The organism is Ancylobacter sp. WKF20, from assembly GCF_029760895.1.
Taxonomy (GTDB): domain Bacteria; phylum Pseudomonadota; class Alphaproteobacteria; order Rhizobiales; family Xanthobacteraceae; genus Ancylobacter.
Genome location: NZ_CP121679.1, coordinates 2,924,540 through 2,940,462 on the forward strand (window position 1 = coordinate 2,924,540; position 15,923 = coordinate 2,940,462).

The 15,923-nt window shown below is 69.5% G+C and carries 12 protein-coding genes; 6 read left to right on the plus strand and 6 right to left on the minus strand.

Annotation, left to right across the window (positions count from 1 at the left end):
- Positions 1–166 precede the first annotated feature (166 nt).
- From AncyloWKF20_RS13505 to selD, 3 genes are all read left to right on the plus strand, one after another.
- Positions 167–793 carry a TlpA disulfide reductase family protein gene (locus AncyloWKF20_RS13505; RefSeq protein ID WP_279314545.1) on the plus strand — a complete coding sequence of 209 codons (627 nt, stop codon included), beginning with the start codon at positions 167–169 and terminating at the stop codon, positions 791–793.
- The gene (locus AncyloWKF20_RS13510) at positions 777–1,919 is read left to right on the plus strand and encodes a transglutaminase-like domain-containing protein (protein WP_279314546.1); all 1,143 of its coding nucleotides are present in this window, start codon (positions 777–779) and stop codon (positions 1,917–1,919) included. Before AncyloWKF20_RS13505 ends, AncyloWKF20_RS13510 begins: the two co-directional genes overlap by 17 nt.
- Positions 1,920–2,037: 118 nt before the next feature.
- Complete coding sequence (gene selD / locus AncyloWKF20_RS13515) at positions 2,038–3,102, plus strand: selenide, water dikinase SelD (protein WP_279314547.1); 1,065 nt, start codon at positions 2,038–2,040, stop codon at positions 3,100–3,102.
- 5 nt (positions 3,103–3,107) lie between these two features.
- Here the strand turns inward: selD and AncyloWKF20_RS13520 are convergent, their stop codons facing one another.
- Entirely contained in the window at positions 3,108–4,004 is an 897-nt protein-coding gene (locus tag AncyloWKF20_RS13520; protein ID WP_279314548.1) for a LysR family transcriptional regulator, read from the minus strand.
- Between the two features lie 138 nt (positions 4,005–4,142).
- On the opposite strand from AncyloWKF20_RS13520, the gene AncyloWKF20_RS13525 reads away from it, so the two are divergent.
- The 3 genes from AncyloWKF20_RS13525 to AncyloWKF20_RS13535 all read left to right on the plus strand — a co-directional run bounded on the left by AncyloWKF20_RS13525 (position 4,143) and on the right by AncyloWKF20_RS13535 (position 7,245).
- Positions 4,143–5,324 (plus strand): MFS transporter, encoded by a 1,182-nt coding sequence (locus AncyloWKF20_RS13525; RefSeq protein WP_279314549.1) that lies wholly within the window; start codon positions 4,143–4,145, stop codon positions 5,322–5,324.
- Between the two features lie 143 nt (positions 5,325–5,467).
- Positions 5,468–6,034, plus strand: a complete 567-nt coding sequence (locus tag AncyloWKF20_RS13530) for a TetR family transcriptional regulator (RefSeq protein ID WP_279314550.1) — start codon at positions 5,468–5,470, stop codon at positions 6,032–6,034.
- 173 nt (positions 6,035–6,207) lie between these two features.
- On the plus strand, positions 6,208–7,245 hold the full coding sequence (locus AncyloWKF20_RS13535; RefSeq protein WP_279314552.1) for an aliphatic amidase: 1,038 nt from the start codon (positions 6,208–6,210) through the stop codon (positions 7,243–7,245).
- Between the two features lie 498 nt (positions 7,246–7,743).
- Here AncyloWKF20_RS13535 and AncyloWKF20_RS13540 read toward each other — a convergent pair whose 3' ends face one another.
- The 5 genes from AncyloWKF20_RS13540 to AncyloWKF20_RS13560 all read right to left on the minus strand — a co-directional run bounded on the left by AncyloWKF20_RS13540 (position 7,744) and on the right by AncyloWKF20_RS13560 (position 15,887).
- The gene (locus tag AncyloWKF20_RS13540) at positions 7,744–10,050 is read right to left on the minus strand and encodes a VWA domain-containing protein (protein ID WP_279314553.1); all 2,307 of its coding nucleotides are present in this window, start codon (positions 10,048–10,050) and stop codon (positions 7,744–7,746) included.
- Positions 10,038–10,859, minus strand: coding sequence for a CbbQ/NirQ/NorQ/GpvN family protein (locus AncyloWKF20_RS13545; protein ID WP_279314554.1), 822 nt, complete (start codon positions 10,857–10,859; stop codon positions 10,038–10,040). The genes AncyloWKF20_RS13540 and AncyloWKF20_RS13545 overlap by 13 nt, the downstream gene beginning before the upstream one ends.
- Before the next feature lie 128 nt (positions 10,860–10,987).
- Entirely contained in the window at positions 10,988–12,109 is a 1,122-nt protein-coding gene (locus tag AncyloWKF20_RS13550) for an ABC transporter permease (protein WP_279314555.1), read from the minus strand.
- Between the two features lie 2 nt (positions 12,110–12,111).
- Positions 12,112–14,841, minus strand: coding sequence for a ribosome-associated ATPase/putative transporter RbbA (gene rbbA, locus AncyloWKF20_RS13555; protein ID WP_279314556.1), 2,730 nt, complete (start codon positions 14,839–14,841; stop codon positions 12,112–12,114).
- Positions 14,838–15,887 carry an HlyD family efflux transporter periplasmic adaptor subunit gene (locus tag AncyloWKF20_RS13560; protein WP_279314557.1) on the minus strand — a complete coding sequence of 350 codons (1,050 nt, stop codon included), beginning with the start codon at positions 15,885–15,887 and terminating at the stop codon, positions 14,838–14,840. Before AncyloWKF20_RS13560 ends, rbbA begins: the two co-directional genes overlap by 4 nt.
- Between the last annotated feature and the right edge of the window lie 36 nt (positions 15,888–15,923).

Here is a 15,923-nt window from a genome sequence, read left to right on the forward strand (position 1 = left end):
CAAACATTGGAGGGGCCGACCTTGGTAGGAAAAGCCGTTGTGTTTCAGTAGGTTCGTGGCATACCAGCACCGTCGGCGTGGCTTTTGGCAATGATGCGCCGCACCATCGCACAGGCTATCAATCCGGCGGATTGACGCGGCGAACCGACCGGCGCAGCATCGCGCCGTGTTCGCCTTGAAGGCTCCCGCGTGGCGGGGCGCACTGAAAATCCTGATCGGCCTTGTCCTTGCTTCCCTTGCGTCACTCACGACGGGAGCGAGCGCGCTCGCCGCGTCCCTGCCCGTGCCCGGAAGCGCGGCGCCGGCCCTCACCCTGCCGAGCCTCGACGGACCGCCGCTGAGCCTTGCTGCGCTGCACGGCCGGCCGGTGGTGGTTCACTTCTTTGCGACCTGGTGCGAGCCGTGCCGGGAGGAACTTTCCGGCCTGTCCCGCCTCGCCGCGCAGCTCGATCCGGCGACCGGACCCGTGATTCTGGCGGTCGATGTCGGCGAGGTGCCGGTGCGCGTGCGCCGCTTTCTCGACCGGCAGTTCAAGGGCGCGGGCCTCGGCTTCCCCGTGCTGATCGACGAGGACCGCGCGCTGAGCCGCGCCTTCGGCGTCACCGTCCTGCCGGCCACCCTGCTGCTCGACCCCGCCCATATCATCCGCCGCACCGCCGAGGGCCCCATCGACTGGGACCACCCGGACGCCCGCGCGGCGCTGGACCGCCTTTCCACCTCAACAGCCACGCCGGATGCGGCGGCGCTGCCTCCTCTCACCGACCGGGAGCCCCCTCATGACCAGCCGTCGTGATTTCCTGAAAGCCGGCGCCGCGCTCGCCGCCGCGACCACGCTTCCCGCCCACGCCTTCGCTCAAAGCGCCGCGACCGCGGGCGCCGCGGCGGGCGCCGCGACCTTCGCCCCCTCGCCCGGCAAATGGCGGCAGTTCGAGGTGGTGACGACGCTCGACGTCGCCCCGCTCGACGGCAAGAGTGGGCCGGCCCAGGCCTGGGTGCCGCTGCCCTCCTACAGCGCCGCCGACTGGTTCAAGCCCGGCGAGAACCGCTGGACCACCAACGCGGCGAGTGCCACCGTGGTGAAGGATCCCCATTACGGCAGCGACATGCTGCACCTCGTCTGGGCCGCGGGCGAGACCGCGCCCAAGGTCGAGATCATCTCCACCTTCGCCACCCGCGACCGCGCCACCGACCTCTCCAAGCCCGGCACCGTCGCCGCCCTCACGCCGGAGGAGCGCTCGCTTTTCCTCAAGGCGACCGACCTCATCCCCACCGACGGCATCGTCAAGACGACCGCCGACAAGATCACCGCCGGCAAGACGAGCGACCTTGAGAAGTCCCGCGCCATCTATGAATGGGTGGTCGAGAACACCTACCGCAACGCCGCCACGCGCGGCTGCGGCACGGGCGACATCGCCGCGCTGCTGACCAGCGGCAATCTCGGCGGCAAATGCGCCGATCTCAACGCTCTGTTCGTCGGCCTCAACCGCGCCGCCGGCATTCCCGCGCGCGACATCTATGGCATCCGCGTCGCCCCCTCCGCCTTCGGTTACAAGAGCCTCGGCGCCAATTCGCCGACCATCTCCAAGGCGCAGCATTGCCGCGCCGAGGTGTGGCTGGACGGCTTCGGCTGGGTCGCCACCGATCCGGCGGATGTGCGCAAGGTCGTGCTGGAGGAACCGCCGGGCAAGAACGCCATGGACGACGCCAAGGTGGTCGCCGCCCGCAAGGCGCTGTTCGGCTCGTGGGAGGGAAACTGGCTCGCCTATAATGACGGCCACGACATCGCCCTGCCCGGCTCCTCCGGCCCCAAGCTCGGCTTCCTCATGTACCCGCAGGCGGAAGTCGCGAGCCTGCGCCAGGACTGCCTCGACCCGGACGCCTTCCGCTACACCATCAAGGCCAGCGAGATCTCGGCGTGATGCCGAGCATCGTCATCCCGGCCGAAGCGCAGCGAAGAGCCGGGACCGCTCGCCAATTTCATGCGATCCCGGATCGGCTTTCAGCCGTCCGGGATGACGCCTTGCAGAGGTAGACGACATGCTCGACAAGCCGACCGACACCCCCGCCCCGTTCCGCCTCACCAGCCTCGCCCATGGCGGGGGCTGTGGCTGCAAGCTGGCGCCGTCGGTGCTGCGCGAATTGCTGGCCGAACAGCCGGCGGCGGGGGCGTTCACCCAGCTCCTCGTCGGCACCGAGACCGGCGACGACGCGGCGGTGTGGCAGCTGGATGACGAGACCTGCCTCATCGCCACCACCGACTTCTTCATGCCGATGGTGGACGATCCCTTCACCTTCGGCCGCATCGCCGCGACCAACGCGATTTCCGATGTCTACGCTATGGGCGGCAAGCCGCTGCTGGCGCTGGCGATCCTCGGCATGCCGCTCGGCAAGCTCGATCCCGCGCTGGTGCGCGAGATCCTCAAGGGCGGCGCCTCCATCGCCACCGAGGCGGGCATCCCCATCGCCGGCGGGCATTCCATCGATTCCCCCGAGCCGATCTATGGCCTCGCCGTCATCGGCACCGCCCACCCCTCTCACATCCGCCGCAACAGCACGGCGAAGGCTGGGGACGCGCTGATCCTGACCAAGCCGCTCGGCGTCGGCATCTATTCGGCCGCCTTCAAGAAGGAGGCGCTGTCGCCGGCCGCCTATGCCGAGATGGTCGGCGCGATGACGCAGCTCAACAAGGTCGGCACGGCGCTCGGCCGGGACAGCGATGTTCACGCCGTCACCGATGTCACCGGCTTCGGTATTCTCGGCCATGGGCTGGAAGTGGCGCGCGGCGCCGGGCTGCGGCTGGAGATCGAGGCGGCCGCCCTGCCCTTCCTCGATGAGGCCCCCGCGCTGGCGCAGGCCGGCTTCGTCACCGGCGCCTCGCACCGCAACTGGGCGAGCTATGGCGAGGGCGTGACGCTCCCCGCCGGCCTGCCAGAGTCGCAGCGCCATCTGCTCACCGATCCGCAAACCGCTGGTGGCCTGCTCGTCGCCTGCGCGCCCGACGCCGCCCCGCGCCTTCTCGCCCAGATCCGGGCGGAAGGTTTTTCCCGCGCGGCGATCATCGGGCAGGCGAGTGCGGGCGAGCCCGGCATCACCGTGCGCTAAAGCGTTCAGCCGATCCGTTCGCTGAGGAAATCGACGAAGGCGCGGATGCGGGCGGCGAGATAATCGTGCCCCACGAACACCGCATGCAGCAGCTCGATGTCGCCGCCGTTGAACTCTTCCAGCACCGGCACCAGCCGCCCCGCCGCGATGTCCGCCTCCGCCACATAGCGGGCGATGCGGGCAAGGCCGAGGCCGTCCAGCGCGAGGCGGCGCACCATGGCGCCGCTATTGCCCTCGAGATTGCCGGTGACGGTGAGCGCGTAGCTCTCCCCGCTCGACGGGTCGCGGAACGGCCAGTCATCCATCGAGCGGCGGAAATTGAAGCGCAGGCAATTATGCGTGGCGAGATCGGCCGGGGTGCGCGGCGTGCCGTGCCGCGCCAGATAGGACGGCGCGGCGACGATGACGCGCCGGCTCTCCAATATCTTGCGCGCCATCAGCGTGGAATCGCGCATTGGCCCGGCACGCAGGGCGATGTCGGCGCGCTCGGTCACCAGATCGATCACCTCGTCGGTGAGGGACAGGTCAAGCTGCACCTGCGGGTAGCGTCCGAGAAATTCCGGCACCAGCGGCACGAGGCACTGCTCGCCGAAGCCGACCGTAGCGCTGACCCTAAGCCGCCCGCGCGGGGTGGCGGCGGCACCGGCGGCGACGACGCGCTCCGCCTCGTCGATCTCGCCGAGAATGCGCCGCGCCCGCGCCGCATAGGCCTCGCCTTCCGGGGTCAGCGTCACCACGCGGGTGGAGCGCACCAGCAGGCGCGTGCCGAGCCGCTCCTCCAGCCGCGTCACCAGCTTGCTGACGGCGGAAGGCGAAAGGCCGAGCCGGCGCCCGGCGGCGGAGAAGCTGCCGCGCTCGACCACCTCGACCAGCACCTGCATCTCGCCCGCGCGGTTATCCATTCGCCCGCCTGTCGCACTCATGAATTCAATTCACAGCCCTTCGTCCGACATCGCGGCTTATCGCGCAAGTGGCTGGCCCGCATATTGCCGCCAACCCCTTGCACGCGCCGCATCCGTCTGCGGCGCCGGAGACCCCCGATGCCTCTTGCCCTGTTCGCCCTCACCATCGCCGCCTATGCGATCGGCACCACCGAATTCGTCATTGTCGGCCTGCTGCCCACCGTCGCCGCCGATCTCGCCATCGACCTGCCGCGTGCCGGGCTGATCGTCAGCGTCTATGCGCTCGGCGTCACCTTCGGCGCGCCCATCCTCACCGCGCTGACCGGCCGCGTGGCGCGCAAGCCCCTGCTGCTCGGGCTGATGGCGCTGTTCGTCATCGGCAATTCGGCGGCAGCGCTGAGCCCGGGCTACGAGACGCTGCTTGTCGCCCGCGTCGTCTCGGCCTTCGCCCATGGCGTGTTCTTCTCGGTCGGCGCCACCATCGCCGCCGATCTCGTGCCGGCCGACCGGCGGGCCTCGGCCATCGCGCTGATGTTCATGGGCCTCACCGTCGCCATCGTCACCGGCGTGCCGCTCGGCACCTTCATCGGCCAGAACTTTGGCTGGCGCGCCACCTTCTGGGCGGTCGCCGGGCTCGGCGTTGTCGCCTTCCTCGCCATCGCGGCGCTGCTGCCGAGCACCCTGTCGCGCGCCGAACCCGCCCGGCTGATCGAACAGTTGCGCGTACTGGGTTCCGGTCGGCTGCTCATCGTCTACGGCATGACGGCGCTCGGCTATGGCGGCACCTTCGTCGCCTTCACCTATCTCGCCGTCATCCTCGAGCACATCACCGGCTTTTCCAGTGCCAGCGTCAGCCTGATCCTGGTGCTCTACGGCCTCGCCATTGCGGCGGGCAATCTCGTCGGCGGGCGCATTGCCGACCGTGACCCGGTGAAAGCGCTCACCGTACTGTTTCTCGCGCAGGCCGGCGTGCTGGCGCTGTTCTCGCTCACCGCCGTCTCGCCCTGGCTGGCGCTGCCGACGCTGGCGGCGCTCGGCTTCCTGTCCTTCGCCAATGTGCCGGGCCTGCAGATCTATGTGGTCGAGCTCGCCCGCCGCTACCGGCCCGGCGCCGTGGATGTCGCCTCCGCGCTCAACATCGCCGCGTTCAATCTCGGCATCGCCGTCGGCGCCTGGGTGGGTGGGCGCGTCGTCGCCTCCCCGCTCGGCCTTGGCGCGACGCCCTGGGTCGGCGCGCTGCTGGTGGCCGGCGCGCTCCTCCTCACCCTGTGGAGCGGCGCGCTCGACCGCCGCGCCCGCCCGGCGGCCTGCCCCGCCTGAGGTCCGTCGGCCCTCGCGGCACACTGTGTGAGAACCGATAACGGACCGGAGCGACCGCCGGTCCGTGCTGTTTCTGATTTGCTTCGCCGCCAAATCATGCTGTCTGGCCAAGGGCCGGACGGCAATTTGAGGTGGAGGAACGCTTGCGCGTCAGCAAGGCGAAGGTGGCCGAACATCACGGTTCGATCCTGCAATCGGCGTCGCGCCTGTTTCGCGCGCGCGGCATCGACGCGGTCGGCGTCGCCGAGATCATGCAGGCAAGCGGGCTGACCCATGGCGCCTTTTACGGCCATTTCCGCTCCAAGGCCGAGCTTGCCGGCGCCGCCTGCCGCACCGCCTTCACCCAGACGCTGGCGAAATGGGAGAGCGCGCCGAGCCTCTCGGTCATCTTTGACCGCTATCTGAGCGGCGCTCACCGTGACACGCCGGGCGAGGGCTGCGCGCTCTCCGCCCTCGGCGCCGAGATCGCCCGGCACGACACCGACATCCAGAAGGATTTCGCCGCCGGCCTCAAGGCCTGCATCGCGCAGGTCGAGGCCCGGCTGGAGGGCGGCGATCCCGCCGAACGCCGCGCCCGCGCCATTGCCACCGTCTCGGCCATGGTCGGCGCGGTCTCGCTCGCCCGCGCGGTGAAGGAGGCGGACGCCCCGCTTTCCGACGAGATCCTCGCGAGCGTGCGCGCGGCCCTGCGCGAGACTGCCGGGGCCTGAGCCGCCGCACCACCGTTGAACGACGTATTGCCGCCCGCACCGGCCTGCCGCCAATCTGCCGGCGCGCGGCCCTTCATCACGACTCCTGCCGCCACGACAACCCACCCTTTGAGACGCAATGGCCCCGCCGCTTGCGCGCGCGGCGGCGTGCGCGTTCACGCGAGGAGAAGACCATGTTGCACGGCGATGTTTCCAGCAGCAAAGACACCGTCGGCGTGGCCGTCGTGAACTACAAGATGCCCCGCCTGCACACCAAGGCCGAGGTGCTCGCCAATGCCCGCAAGATCGCCGACATGCTGGTCGGCATGAAGATCGGCCTGCCGGGCATGGATCTGGTGATCTTCCCGGAATATTCGACCCACGGAATCATGTATGATTCCAAGGAGATGTACGAGACCGCCGCCACCGTGCCGGGCGAGGAGACCGAGATCTTCGCCGAGGCCTGCCGCAAGGCGAAGGTGTGGGGCGTGTTCTCGCTCACCGGCGAGCGTCATGAGGAACACCCGCACAAGGCGCCCTACAACACGCTCATCCTGATGAACGACAAGGGTGAGATCGTGCAGAAGTACCGCAAGATCATGCCCTGGGTGCCGATCGAGGGCTGGTATCCCGGCAACTGCACCTATGTCTCGGAAGGCCCCAAGGGCCTGAAAATCTCGCTCATCATCTGCGACGACGGCAATTACCCGGAAATCTGGCGCGACTGCGCGATGAAGGGCGCCGAGCTGATCGTGCGCTGCCAAGGCTACATGTACCCGGCCAAGGAGCAGCAGATCCTGATGTCCAAGGCGATGGCCTTCGCCAACAACACCTATGTCGCGGTCGCCAACGCCGCCGGCTTCGACGGCGTCTATTCGTATTTCGGCCACTCGGCCATTGTCGGCTTCGACGGGCGCACGCTCGGCGAATGCGGCGAGGAGGAGTACGGCATCCAGTACGCCGCGCTCTCCACCTCGCTGATCCGCGACGCGCGCAAGAACATGCAGTCGGAGAACCACCTCTTCAAGCTGGTCCATCGCGGCTATACCGGCATGATCAATTCCGGCGACGGCGACAAGGGCGTCGCCGACTGCCCCTACGACTTCTACAAGAAGTGGGTCGCCGACCCCGAGGGCACGCGCGAGATGGTGGAATCCTTCACGCGCCCGATGGTCGGCACCGAGGAATGCCCGATCGACGGCATCCCCAACCCCGACACCGCGCATCGGTGAGGGCTGGAGGGGGCTCCCACCCCGACACAACGTCATGGCCGGGCTTGTCCCGGCCATCCACGTCTTGGCCCGGTGCGGCGGGCAGACTGCTGAAAGCTGTGCGCCAAAGTCATGGATGCCCGGCCAAAGGCCGGGCATGACGGCTGTGTGAGGATGGCGGGCGGCGTTTCAGCTCCCTCTCCCCGGCGGGGAGAGGGTTGGGGTGAGGGGCCTTCAACGCTCCGCAGCCGTGCCGACCCTCACCGACCCGCTGCGCGGGCCACCTCTCCCCAATGGGGAGAGGGAAGAATTCGCGGCGCCACATGGCTAGCCATCCCTCAGCCATTCCACAAAACCACGTCATGGCCGGGCTTGTCCCGGCCATCCACGTCTTCTGAGGGACGTCTTGGGGCCGGGCGCGCGAGTGACAGAACCGCGGGCCGCGCGCCAAAGTCATGGATGCCCGGCCCAAGGCCGGGCATGACGGCTGTGCGAGGTGAACGGCGTCGTTGCGACTCCCTACCGCCGAGCGAGGCGGAAATAGAGGTCGGCGAGGCGCGCGGGCAGATCTTCGATGCGGTGGATCGGCAGCACATGCGCCTTGCCGAAGATCGCCGCCGCGCTCTCCGCCCCGGAGGGCCATTCACGCCCGGCGCCCCCGCCCCCACTCACCCCCGCGGGCGCCAGCGTCACGCCGAAACTGTCGATGCCGCGCGCGCGCAGCGACAGCACCGCCCGGCGGGCATCGGCGGCGAGGTCGGCGGAGCTCGCGTCGATGTCGGACGGCTCGCCATCAGTGAGCACCAGCACCAGCTTGCGGAAGCTGGGCACGCGCGCGATCTCCGCCCCGGCATGGCGCAGCGCGGCGCCGAGCCTTGTGGACAGGCCCGAACCGAGACCGGCGAGCCGGGCAAAGCCTTCCGCCTCCCACGGCTCGTGAAAGCCCTTCACGGGATGCACCCGCACCTCGCCGCGCCCGTTTGAGGCGAAGCCCATCAGCGCGAAGCGGTCGCCGAGCCCCGCCAGCGCCTCGGCCAGCAAAGCGACGGCGAGCTTTTCCACGTCGAGCACGCTGAGCCCGCCGGCGAGGCGATCACGCGTGGACTGCGAGATGTCGATCAGCACCAGCACGGCAAGATCGCGCCGGGCCAGCACGGACGAGCGGAACACCCGCAGCTCCGGCACCTCCCCCGCCCGGCGGGCGATGGCCTCGGCGATCACCGCGTCGATGTCGAGTTCGTGCCCCTCGCTCTGGCGCGTCAGCCGGCTCGGGCGACCGAGCTTCGCCGCCATGACCAGCCGGGCGATGCGGGCGCGCAGCGGCGCGGCCTCGTCCAGCGCCCGGCGCAGGGCCCGCGTGTCGCCCTCGACCGGCGGCATGGCCTTCACCGTCACCCAGTCCGGCCGCTCGATGCCGGCCTGCGCGTCCCATTCCGGATAGGTGGCGAGCGTGACGCCCTCCGCCGCCGCGCTCACCGGCCGCGCCCGCCCAGCCGAGGGCGAGGGCGGCGCGTCGGGCTTGCCATCCTCGCCCTCCCGCCGCTCGATCCGCGCGGCCTCGACCATCATCTCGACCTCGGCCGTCACCTGCGGATCGACCTGCGAAAAATCCCACAGCCCCAGCCCGTCATCGCGATAGGCCGGCTCGACCACATGGCCGCGCGCGTCGAAGCGCAGGCGGCGCTGGCCGATATCATTGGCGAGCCGCGTGCCGATCTCGCGGCTGATGGCGGGATCGTCCAGCCGGCCCGCGGCATCGCCAAACAGCGCCTGCGCCTTCTCCACCAGCGCGTCGGGATCGCGATAGGCCGGATCGAACAGCCCGCGCGCCGCCCGCGCCAGCAGCGCGTGAACCGTCGGCCCATCCTCGGCGCTCGCCCGGTGATAGGGCGCCCAGAGCCGGCGCAGGCCCGGATAGAGCCGCAGCGCCAGATGCTCGATGCGCGCGTCCTCAATGAGCGTCGCCAGCGCGATCTGGATCGGCTTGTCCTTGCCCACGGCAAAGCGCGGATTGCCGAAGAACAGATGCGCCCCGGCATGCACCGCGCTGGCGAGATAGAGATGGCGCGCGCCCTCGGCGTCGAGCGCCGGCCACGCGGCGGGTAGGCGCAGCACGGAGCCGGCGATGTTCACCCGCTGCGCCGCGCCGGGCGGCGGCGGTGGCAGGGCCTGAAGCTGCGGCGCCCCACCCCAAAGCGCCAAGAGCACGCGGCGCAGCTGGCCGTCCATATCCTCAAGCCCCAGCGCCGCGCCAAGCCGGGCGACGAGGCCGAGCGCCAGCGGGTCCTCCAGCGCGAAGAAGGCCCGCCGACGCGCCGCGCTGCGGCCGGCCGCCTTCAGCCCCGTCTCGACGAAATGCCGGAAGGCCGCGCCCTGCCCCGGCCGCCACACCTGCTCGGCCCGCGCCGCGAACGGCGCGACCTCATCGGGCGCGCCTTCCGCGAGCCGCGCGAAAGCGGCCCAGAAATCCGCCGCCTCGCCTGCCGGCCGCAGCCGCGCGCACGCCTCCAGCGTCGCTTCCGCCGCCCGCCCGCCGGCCAGCCGGCAGACCCGCATCGCGCCCTCGGCAGCGGCGAGAAGGGTGGACGGACCAAGGCCACCCCCCTCGCCAAGGCGCGCATAGGCCAGCAGCGCCCCGGCCCCGGCATTGGCGGTGAGCAGCGCCAGCGCCCCCTCGGACCATACCTCGCCCGCCGGATCACCATGGCGGGCGGCAAAGCGCGCCGCCGCCGCATCCAGCGAGACGCGCAAGGTCTCGCGCCCGGCGAGCAGGGTCGCGAGGCGCCCGGCGGCCGGCCCGCGCGCCGTCAGCGTCACGGCAGACATGCGGAAATCGCCGCGCGCAGCGCCGCGCGCACATCCGCATCATCGGTGATGGGCAGCACGATCGCCGCGTTCACCGCCGCCTCCAGCGGCACGCCGGCGCAAGCGAGCCGCCCGGCATGGATCAGCATGCGGGTGGAGGCACCCTCATCCAGCCCCTGCCCGCGCAGCCGGCGCGAGGCGGCGGCGATGGCCACCAGCACCTGCGCCAGCCCCTCGTCCACCCCCGCCTCGCGGGCGACGATCTCGACCTCCAGCGGCGCTGAGGGATAGTCGAAGTCGATGGCGATGAAGCGCTGCTTGGTGGACTCCTTCAAATCCTTCACCGCGCTCTGGTAGCCGGGGTTGTAGGAGATCACGAGCTGGAAATCGGCATGGGCGGCGATCAGCTCGCCGCGCTTTTCCAGCGGCAGCACGCGCCGCGCATCGGTCAGCGGGTGGATGACGACGGTGGTGTCCTGCCGCGCCTCGACGATCTCGTCGAGATAGCACAGCCCGCCATGGCGCACCGCCAGCGTCAGCGGCCCGTCCTGCCAGACCGTGCCTTCGGGATTGAGCAGGAAGCGCCCGGCAAGATCGGCCGCCGTCATGTCCTCATGCGCGGCGACGGTGACCAGCGGGCGGGCGAGCCGCCAGGCCATGTACTCGACAAAGCGCGTCTTGCCGCAACCGGTCGGGCCTTTCAGCATCACCGGCAGGCGATGGGCGAAGGCGGCCTCGAAGATGGCGATCTCGTCCGCCATCGGCCGGTAATAGGGCTCGGCGGCGAGACGGAACAGCGCGAGGGGATGGACGGCGGCATCGGTCGGCATGAAGGTCTCCGCGGCAGGAACGGATGGCGCCCTGTCAAAGGGCTCACCTCCCGCTTCGCCTTGGTCCTTGCCGCCGGCAGCAAGGGATTAGACGGGCCCGCTCACCCCCGCGCAAGGGGGTGAATGGCTTATTGCGCCGCCTGCAACGCCCGGCGGAATCGCAGCCGGGCGAGGGTGAAGAACGCCCCGCCGATCACGACCAGCGCCAGGATCTGCGGCCAGATGATGGACATCCCCGCCCCGCGATAGAGGATCGCCTGCGACAGCGCGACGAAATGGGTCGAGGGCGAGAGCTGCATCACATATTGCAGCACCTCCGGCATGCTCTCCATCGGCGTGGTCGAGCCCGACAGCAGGTTCATCATGATGAGCACCGGCATGACGATCAGGCCGAACTGGCCCATCGAGGTCGAGACCGTGGCGATGAGGATGCCGAGCGAGGTCACCGAGAACTGGTAGACCAGCATGGAGGCCACGAAGAGCGTGACCGAGCCGCCAATCGGCACGCCGAGCAGCTGCTGCACCACGAAGATCAGCGACAGCGTCGCCGCCACCACGATGACGAGGCCGTTGGCCCAGACCTTGGCCAGCATGATCTCGGTCGGCGTCACCGGCATCACCAAGAGGTGCTCCAGCGTGCCGTGCTCGCGCTCGCGGATCAGCGCCGCCCCGCACAGGATCACCGCCAGCATGGTCACGTTGTTGATGACCTGCATCACCGCGTTGAACCATTCGGATTTCAGGTTCGGGTTGAACTTGGCGCGGGTGACGACGCTGACCGGCGCCGTGCCGGTGGAGGAGGGATAGGCCGCCGCCACCTCCTGCAACAGGATGCTCTGGATATAGGTCGCGCCATTGCCGGCCTGCGACATGGCGGTGGCGTCGATGTCGAGCTGCACCACCGGGTCGCGCCCGGCGATCACGTCATGCTCGAATTTCGGGGGGATGCTGACCACGAAGACGAAACGTCCCTCATCCATGGCCCGGTCGACCTCGCTGGCCTCGATCAGCACCGGCTCCTTGAAGAAGGGCTTCAGCAGCGCGTCGCGCATCCGGCGCGAGAGCGCGGTGTGGTCCTCGTCCACCACCGCCACGGCGGCGTTCTCCACCTCGAACTTGGCGCCGGACGCCACCGTGTAGATGGCGATGGTGAAGGTGTAGACGATCAGCGCCGCCAGCACCGGATCGGCCTTGAGGCTGTACAGCTCCTTGATGCCGAGCCGCCAGATGCGCTTGAGCGAGGCGATCATGCTCAGGCTCCCTGCTTGCGCAACGCGGCCATCGCCGCGCCGATATAGGCCAGCGCCAGCAGCCCGGTCACCGCGATGTCCCACCACAGATCGCTGAAGCCCAGCCCCTTGGTGAAGGTGCCGGCGCTCACCTGCTCATACCAGGAGGCGGGGAAGGCGAGGCCCATATAGCGCCCCGCTCCCGAGAGCGAGGACACCGGCACCAAGAGGCCGGAGAAATTCACCGCCGGGATGATGGCGATGATCGCGGTGGCGAACACCGCCGCCACCTGGCTCGACACAAAGCTCGAGACCAAGAGGCCGAAGCCGGTGGTGGCGCAGACATAAATGAGCGAGCCGAGCGCCAGCGTCGGCAGCGAGCCCTTCACCGGCACGTCGAACACCAGCTGCGCGGCGATCACCAGCGTGATGAAGCTCAAGAAGGCGACGCCGACATAGGGCAGTTGCTTGCCGAGCAGGAACTCCACCTTGGTCACCGGCGTCGACTGGAAATTGGCGATGGAGCCGCTCTCCTTCTCCTTCACCACGCCGAGCGCGGTGGTGATGGCGGGGATCAGCACCAGCATCAGCATGATGACGCTCGGCACCATGGCGTTCACGCTCTTGAACGACTGATTGTAGCGGTAGCGCGGCTCGACCGAGATCGGGTAGAGCGAGGTCTCGGTCCCCTGCGTGCGCATCTGCGCGTCCGAAAGGTAGCTCTGGCTGATGCCCTGCACATAGCCGCGCGTGGTTTCGGCGCGGAACGGCATGGCCCCGTCCACCCACACGCCCACTTCCGGCGCGCGCTCGCGCAGCAGGTCGCGGCCGAAATCCGGCGGCACCTCGATGGCGAGCTTCAGTTCGCCATTGGCGAGGCGCCGGTCGAGCTCGTCGGACGAGGCGATGGGCGCGTGGCGCTCGAAATAGCGCGAGCCCTCGAAGCTCTCCAGCAATTGCCGGCTCTGCGCGCTCTGGTCCTGGTCCAGCACCGCATAGGGCAGGTTCTCGACATCAAAGGAGATGCCGTAGCCGAAGGTGAAGAGCAGCAACAGCGGCCCGAGCAGCGCGAAGGCGAGGCGTGCCGGGTCGCGCATCAGTTCCAGCGCCTCGCGCCAGGCATAGGCCCAGAGCCGACCGGGATCGAAGCGGCGCGAGCGGGTGACATGGGCGGGCCGGGTGGCCAGCTCCACCGCCCCCTCCTCGCGGCCCATGCCGGCCTCTTCCAGCACGGCGATGAACACTTCTTCCAGGCTGTCCATGCCCCGCGCGTGCTTCAGCTCCTGCGGCGTGCCGACCGCCAGCACCCGCCCGGCATGCATCAGCGAGATGCGGTCGCAGCGCTCGGCCTCGTTCATGAAATGGGTGGAGAGAAAGATCGTCACGCCATCCTCGCGCGCGAGCTTGATCAGCTCGCGCCAGAAGCCGTCGCGCGCCACCGGATCGACGCCCGAGGTCGGCTCGTCGAGGATGAGGATTTCCGGCCGGTGGATCAGCGCCACGGCGAGCTGCAGGCGCTGGCGGATGCCGAGCGGCAGGCTGTCCGGCCGCACATCGCCGACATCGGCGAGATCGAAGCGCGCCTCCATCTCGGCAATGCGGGCCGGCCCGTCGGGGATCTCGAACAGACGCGCGTGCAAATCGAGATTCTGCCGCACGGTGAGTTCGGCATAGAGCGAGAAGGCCTGCGACATGTAGCCGACGCGCTTGCGGGTCGCCATGTCGCCGCCCGCCATCGGCGCGCCGAACAGCTTGGCCTCGCCCTCGCTCGCCGGCAGCAGGCCGGTGAGCATCTTCATCGTGGTGCTCTTGCCGCAGCCATTCGAGCCGAGAAAGCCGAAGATCTCGCCCTTCTCGATGCGGAAATTCACATGGTCCACCGCGACGAAATCACCGAAGCGGCGGGTAAGCCCGGTCGCCTCGATGGCGGGCGGGCCCTCGCTCGGCCAAGGCGGCAGATCGGGCATGCCGCCGGCCTGCGCGCGCTCTTCTTCCGGCAGCAAAGCGATGAAGGCGGCTTCCAGCGTCGCCGCACCCGCCTTCTCGCGGATCTGCGCCGGGCTGCCGGTGGCCAGCACCTTACCGGCGTTCATCGCCGCCAGCCAGTCGAAGCGCTCGGCCTCCTCCATATAGGCGGTGGCGACGAGGACGCTCATGGACAGGCGGCGCGCCCGCAGCCGGTCGATCAGCTCCCAGAACTGCCGGCGCGACAGCGGATCAACGCCGGTGGTCGGCTCGTCGAGAATAACAAGGTCGGGATCGTGGATCAGCGCCGCGCAGATACCGAGCTTCTGCTTCATGCCGCCGGAGAGCTTGCCCGCCGGGCGGTCGGCGAACTTTGCCAGCCCCGTCGCGGCGATGAGTTCGGCGATGCGCTCGGCCCGCTCCTGCGCTCCTTGCCCGAACAGCCGGCCGAAGAAATCGAGATTTTCCGCCACCGACAGCGTCGGGTAGAGGTTGCGCCCCAGCCCCTGCGGCATGAAGGCGATGCGCGCGCCGGCCTGCCGGCGCCAGGAGGCCAGCGTCATGTCGCCGCCCAGCACCTCCAGCGTGCCGCTTTGCAGCCGCGTCACCCCGGCGGCGAGCGAGAGCAGGGTGGATTTGCCGACGCCGTCCGGGCCGATCAGCCCGGCCATGCAGCCGGCGGGAATGGCAAGGTCCACCCCGTCCAGCGCATGCGTCGTGCCATAGAGATGGGTGACGCCGCGAAGCGTCAGCACAGCGCCCGCTGGCGCGCTCTCCCCGGCGGTCATTGCGGCAGCTTGATGTTGAGCCAGTCGGGCCAGGTGGCGTCAGGGGCGGTGCGCACATAGGCGACGCCGCGCACCCCGGTCTTCACCCGGTCCTCATATTGCCGGAGCAGGTCCGAGGCGAGCCGCAGCTTGACCCGGAACATCAGCTTTTCGCGCTCGTCGGAAGTCTCCACCGTCTTCGGCGTGAACTGCGCGCCGGAGGCGACGAAGCTCACCGTGGCGGGGATGACGTAATCGGGCGCGGGATCGAGCACGATGCGCGCCTCGCTGCCCATGCCGAGCCGCCCGGCGACACGCGCCGGCAGGAACACGGTCATGTAGACATCGCCGAGATCGAGCAGGGTGACAATGGGCGCGCCCGCCGCCACCACCTCGCCGGTGCGCACCAGCTTGTACTCCACCCGCCCGCGCCGGGGCGCCTTGAGCACGGCATCGTCGAGCTGCGACTGGATGCGCGCCACCTCGGCCCGTGCCGTGTCGGCGCTCGCGTCAGCCTCGGCGAGCGAGGCTTCCGCCGCCTTCTGCGCGGCAATGGCGACATTGAGCTGGCTCTGGCGTGTATCGGCCGACTGGATGGTGCCGAACCCGCTCTGCTTCAGCTTGGCGGCGCGCTCATATTCCTGCTCGGCCAGCACGCGCTCGGCCTCGCGCTGGGTGATGGAGGCCTCGGCTTCGGCGATGGCCTTCTCGGCGCGGCGCACATCGGCCTGCGCGCCGGTGAGCTGGGCGTTGAGTTCGGTCGTGTCCATGCGGGCGATCTCAACGCCCTGATCCACGGTCTGGCCTTCCTCGACCAGCACCTGCGCCACCCGCCCGGCGAATTTCGAGGCGATCAGCACCTGCTCGGATTCGAGCCGGCCATTGGTCTTGAAGAACTCGGCCGGCAGGGCCCGCCCGTTGAAACGGTCGACCAGCGATTGCAGGCGCGCTTTCAGCCCGCTCTCCTGCGCCGCGGCGGGCGTGGCGGGGACCAGCAGGGCCAGCAACGCCCCCGCCAGAATGAATGCAAGCGCGCGGTTACGCCCGCGTGACGGCCGAACGGACATCAGACCTCCCTTAAGGACTTAAGGGGCGGCGCCCAC

Coding starts and splice junctions, on each gene's coding strand:
- AncyloWKF20_RS13510 (WP_279314546.1), top strand. CDS start 777: ATGACCAGCCGTCGTGATTTCCTGAAAGCCGGCGCCGCGCTCGCCGCC.
- selD (WP_279314547.1), top strand. CDS start 2,038: ATGCTCGACAAGCCGACCGACACCCCCGCCCCGTTCCGCCTCACCAGC.
- AncyloWKF20_RS13520 (WP_279314548.1), bottom strand. CDS start 4,004: ATGGATAACCGCGCGGGCGAGATGCAGGTGCTGGTCGAGGTGGTCGAG.
- AncyloWKF20_RS13525 (WP_279314549.1), top strand. CDS start 4,143: ATGCCTCTTGCCCTGTTCGCCCTCACCATCGCCGCCTATGCGATCGGC.
- AncyloWKF20_RS13535 (WP_279314552.1), top strand. CDS start 6,208: ATGTTGCACGGCGATGTTTCCAGCAGCAAAGACACCGTCGGCGTGGCC.
- AncyloWKF20_RS13540 (WP_279314553.1), bottom strand. CDS start 10,050: ATGTCTGCCGTGACGCTGACGGCGCGCGGGCCGGCCGCCGGGCGCCTC.
- AncyloWKF20_RS13545 (WP_279314554.1), bottom strand. CDS start 10,859: ATGCCGACCGATGCCGCCGTCCATCCCCTCGCGCTGTTCCGTCTCGCC.
- AncyloWKF20_RS13550 (WP_279314555.1), bottom strand. CDS start 12,109: ATGATCGCCTCGCTCAAGCGCATCTGGCGGCTCGGCATCAAGGAGCTG.
- rbbA (WP_279314556.1), bottom strand. CDS start 14,841: ATGACCGCCGGGGAGAGCGCGCCAGCGGGCGCTGTGCTGACGCTTCGC.
- AncyloWKF20_RS13560 (WP_279314557.1), bottom strand. CDS start 15,887: ATGTCCGTTCGGCCGTCACGCGGGCGTAACCGCGCGCTTGCATTCATT.